This is a genomic window from Streptomyces sp. NPDC007971, from assembly GCF_042958635.1.
In the GTDB taxonomy this organism is placed as follows: Bacteria; Actinomycetota; Actinomycetes; order Streptomycetales; family Streptomycetaceae; genus Streptomyces.
The window spans coordinates 1-4,141 of record NZ_JBIBJK010000067.1 but is presented as its reverse complement, the minus strand read 5'-3'; the positions used below and the strand labels follow the sequence as shown (position 1 = coordinate 4,141).

Genomic DNA, 4,141 nt, shown 5'->3' with positions numbered 1-4,141 from the left:
CCTACCTGGACGCCCTGGCCGAGCACCGCCGGGCTGCGGGTCTGCCTGCTACGGCGGTGGCGTGGGGCCCGTGGGGCGGTGGCGGCATGGTCGCCGACTCCGGGCAGGCCGCGCACCTGAGGCGCAGGGGCCTGAACACGATGACCCCCGAAGCGGCGCTCGCCGGTCTCGGCGCGGCCGTCGACCACGGCGACGGCACCGTCACCCTCGCAGATGTGGACTGGGAGCGGTTCGCGGGCACGTTCATGGCGCAGCGGCCCAGCGCGTTGCTGAGTGAACTGCCCGAGGTACGTGCCGCGTTCGAGGTCACGTCGGCGCTGCAGGGATCCTCGGCTCTGGCGCAGCGGCTCGCCGGCCTGGACGAGGCCGAGCAGGAGCGGCAGCTGACCGACCTGGTGCGGTACGAGGCGGCCGCGGTCCTCGGCCATGTCTCGGCCGACGCGTTCTCAGCGACCCGCGCCTTCCGGGAGCTGGGCTTCGACTCGCTGACGGCGGTGGAGCTGCGGACCCGGCTGAGCGAGGCCACCGGTGTCGCCCTGCCCGCGACCCTGGTCTTCGACCACCCGACCGCCGCTGAACTGGCCGCCCATCTGCGCGCCGAACTGTCCGGCGCGAGCGTGGACTCCACCTCCGCCGCGCCTGCGGCCGTCTCGGGCCCGGCGGACGAGCCCATCGCGATCGTCGGAATGGCATGCCGGTTCCCGGGTGGCGTGGCCGGCCCGGAAGACCTGTGGCAGATTCTGCGCTCGGGCGGCGACGCGGTGTCGGATTTCCCGGCCGACCGCGGCTGGGACCTGGAGACGCTGTACGACCCGGACGCCGCGCGCGTCGGCACCTCGTACACGCGCAAGGGCGCCTTCCTCGACCGAATTGCCGACTTCGACCCCGCCTTCTTCGGGATCTCGCCGCGCGAGGCGCTGGCGATGGACCCGCAGCAGCGGCTGCTCCTCGAAACCTCCTGGGAGGCCTTCGAACGCGCGGGCATGGACGCGCACGCGCTGCGGGGCAGCCGTTCCGGTGTGTTCGTCGGCACCAACGGCCAGGACTACACGACGCTGATGATGGCCGCTCCGGACACCGTCGAGGGCTACTTCGGGACCGGCAGTGCGGCGAGCGTCATCTCCGGCCGTCTTTCGTACACCTTCGGCCTGGAGGGCCCGGCCGTCACGGTGGACACGGCGTGCTCGTCGTCGCTGGTCGCGCTGCACCTGGCCATGCAGGCCCTGCGCGCGGGTGAGTGCGAGATGGCGCTCGCGGGCGGCGTGACGGTGATGTCCACCCCCGCCGCGTTCGTGGAGTTCAGCAAGCAGCGGGGCCTGGCCGTGGACGGCCGGTGCAAGGCGTTCGGCGCGGACGCGGACGGCACGGGCTGGGGCGAGGGCGTCGGCATGCTGGTCGTCGAGCGGCTGTCGGACGCGCAGCGCAACGGTCACCAGGTCCTCGCCGTCGTACGGGGTTCCGCGGTGAACCAGGACGGCGGGTCCAACGGTCTGACCGCGCCGAACGGACCCTCGCAGCAGCGAGTGATCCGTCAGGCGTTGGCGGCCGCGGGGCTCGCCCCGGCCGACGTGGACGCGGTCGAGGCGCACGGTACGGGCACGAAGCTCGGCGACCCGATCGAGGCGCAGGCCCTGCTCGCCACCTACGGCCAGGGCCGCCCCGCCGACCGGCCGCTGTGGCTCGGGTCGATCAAGTCGAACATCGGTCACACGCAGGCCGCCGCGGGTGTGGCGGGTGTGATCAAGATGGTCATGGCGATGCGGCACGGCGTGCTGCCCCGCACCCTCCACGCCGATGAGCCGTCGCCGCACGTCGACTGGTCCGCCGGTGCGCTGGAGCTGCTCGCCGACGAGCGCGAGTGGCCCGCCGTGGACCGGCCGTGGCGGGCGGGCGTGTCGTCGTTCGGGTTCAGCGGCACCAACGCGCACGTCATCATCGAGCAGGCGCCCGCGGTCGAGCGGGAGCTGGCCCCGGAGCCGCTGCCCGTCGGCACGGTCGTCCCGTGGGCGCTGTCGGCCGGCAGCCCCGAGGCGCTGCGCGAGCAGGCGGCGCGACTCGCATCCCTCGTGGACCGGTCGCCGGACCTGTCCGTGGCGGACGTGAGCCGTGCGCTGGTGTTCTCGCGTGCGGCGTTGGACCACCGCGCGGTGGTGGTCGCCGCGGAGCCCGCCGCGTTCCGGTCGGCCCTGGCCGCCCTCGCCGAGGGGCGCGGCGGTCCGGGCGTGGTGACGGGCCAGGCAGAACCGCACCGGACGGGCTTCCTGTTCTCGGGTCAGGGTTCGCAGCGGCTTGGCATGGGGCGTGAACTGTCCGACCGGTTCCCGGTGTTCGCCGAGGCGCTGGACGAGGTGCTGGATCTCCTGGCTCCCGAGGTCCGTGAGCTGCTGTTCGGCGAGGACGCCGATGCGCTGAACGAGACGGGGGTGACGCAGCCCGCGCTGTTCGCCGTCGAGGTCGCGCTGTTCCGTCTCCTGGAGTCGTGGAGTGTCCGCCCCGATGTGCTGGCCGGTCACTCGATCGGCGAGCTGGCTGCCGCGCACGTCTCGGGCGTGTGGTCGCTGGCGGACGCGGTGAAGGTGGTGTCGGCCCGGGGCGCGCTGATGCAGGCGTTACCCGAGGGTGGCGCGATGGTGGCGGTCCAGGCGACGGAGGACGAGGTTGCGGCGGACCTGCCGGAGACCGTCGGTATCGCGGCGGTGAATGGGCCGTCGTCGGTCGTCGTGTCGGGTGCCGCCGCTGATGTGGAGGCTGTGGGCGAGCGGTGGCGTGAGGCGGGGCGGAAGGTGACGCGGCTGCGGGTGAGCCATGCGTTCCACTCGCCGCTGATGGATCCGATGCTGGACGACTTCCGCCGGGTGCTGGAGGGTGTGTCGTTCGAGGCGCCCGTGATTCCGATCGTGTCGACGTTGACGGGCCGGGCGGCCACGGCCGAGGAGCTGGCGTCGCCCGAGTACTGGATCCGTCATGTGCGCGAGTCGGTGCGGTTCGCCGACGCCGTGAGCACGCTGGTCGCGGATGGTGTCGGCACGTTCGTCGAGGTCGGCCCGGGCGGCGCGCTGTCGGCGCTGGGCCGGGAGTCCGCGCCGGACGCGGCCTTCGTACCGGTGCTGCGCGGCGATCGCCCGGAGACGGTGGCCGCCACCACGGCCGCCGGGCAGCTCCACGTACGCGGCGTGGCGGTCGACTGGGAGGAGTTCCTCGCCGGACGCGGACGGCGATGGGTGGATCTGCCGACGTACGCGTTCCAGCGTGAGCGCTTCTGGCTGGACGCCGCGCCTGTGGGTGACGGCGTCCAGCGGATGTCGCCCATGGAGGCGCGGTTCTGGGAGGTCGTGGAGGAGGGCGACGTCGCCGACTTCGCCCGTACGCTGCACGTGTCGTCGGACGACCCGCTGAGCGCGGTGCTGCCCCGGCTGTCCGAGTGGCGCAAGGAGCAGCGGGACCGTTCCACCGCCGACGGATGGCGGTACGAGGTCGAGTGGCGGCCGGTGACCACCGGGAGCCGGCGGCTGGACGGCACGTGGCTGGTTGTGGCGCCGGCCGGCGAGGACCGGGCCGGATGGGTGCGGGAGGCTCTGGTCCGCAACGGTGCCGAGGTGCGGGTCCTGGAGGTGGACCCCGAGGCGGTCGACCGGGCGGAGCACCTGGATGGGCTGTCCTCGCTGGACGGTGTGGTCTCGCTGCTGGGGCTCGCGGACGCGGGGGCCGCCCCCACGGTCGGCCTGCTGCGGGCGCTGGGGGATGCGGGCGTGTCGGCTCCGTTGTGGTGCCTGACGTCGGGTGCGGTGGCGGCGCGCCCGGGTGATCCGGTTGCCGGGTTCGAGCAGTCGGTGGTGTGGGGGCTCGGCCGGGTGGCCGCGCTGGAGCAGTCCGGCCGTTGGGGCGGGCTGGTCGATCTGCCGGACGCTCGGGACGAGGCGACCGGCGACCTGCTGGCCTCGGTGCTTGCCGGGACGAGCGGTGAGGACCAGGTCGCGCTGCGCGGCGGCGAGATCCTCGGCCGCAGGCTGGTGCCCGGGCCTGTGAGCGCAAAGGCTCCTGGTTCTGGCTGGACTCCGCGCGGCACGGTGCTGGTGACCGGTGGTCTGGGTGCCCTGGGCGGGCATGTGGCGCGCTGGCTGGCGGCGCGCGGGGCCGAGCA

Annotated in this window: 1 protein-coding gene; it reads left to right on the top strand. The window is 73.8% G+C overall.

What is annotated here, in order from left to right; all coding sequences use genetic code 11:
• The coding region (locus ACFZCP_RS45740) for a type I polyketide synthase (protein WP_391443187.1) at positions 1-4,141 on the top strand (4,141 nt) is incomplete at both ends.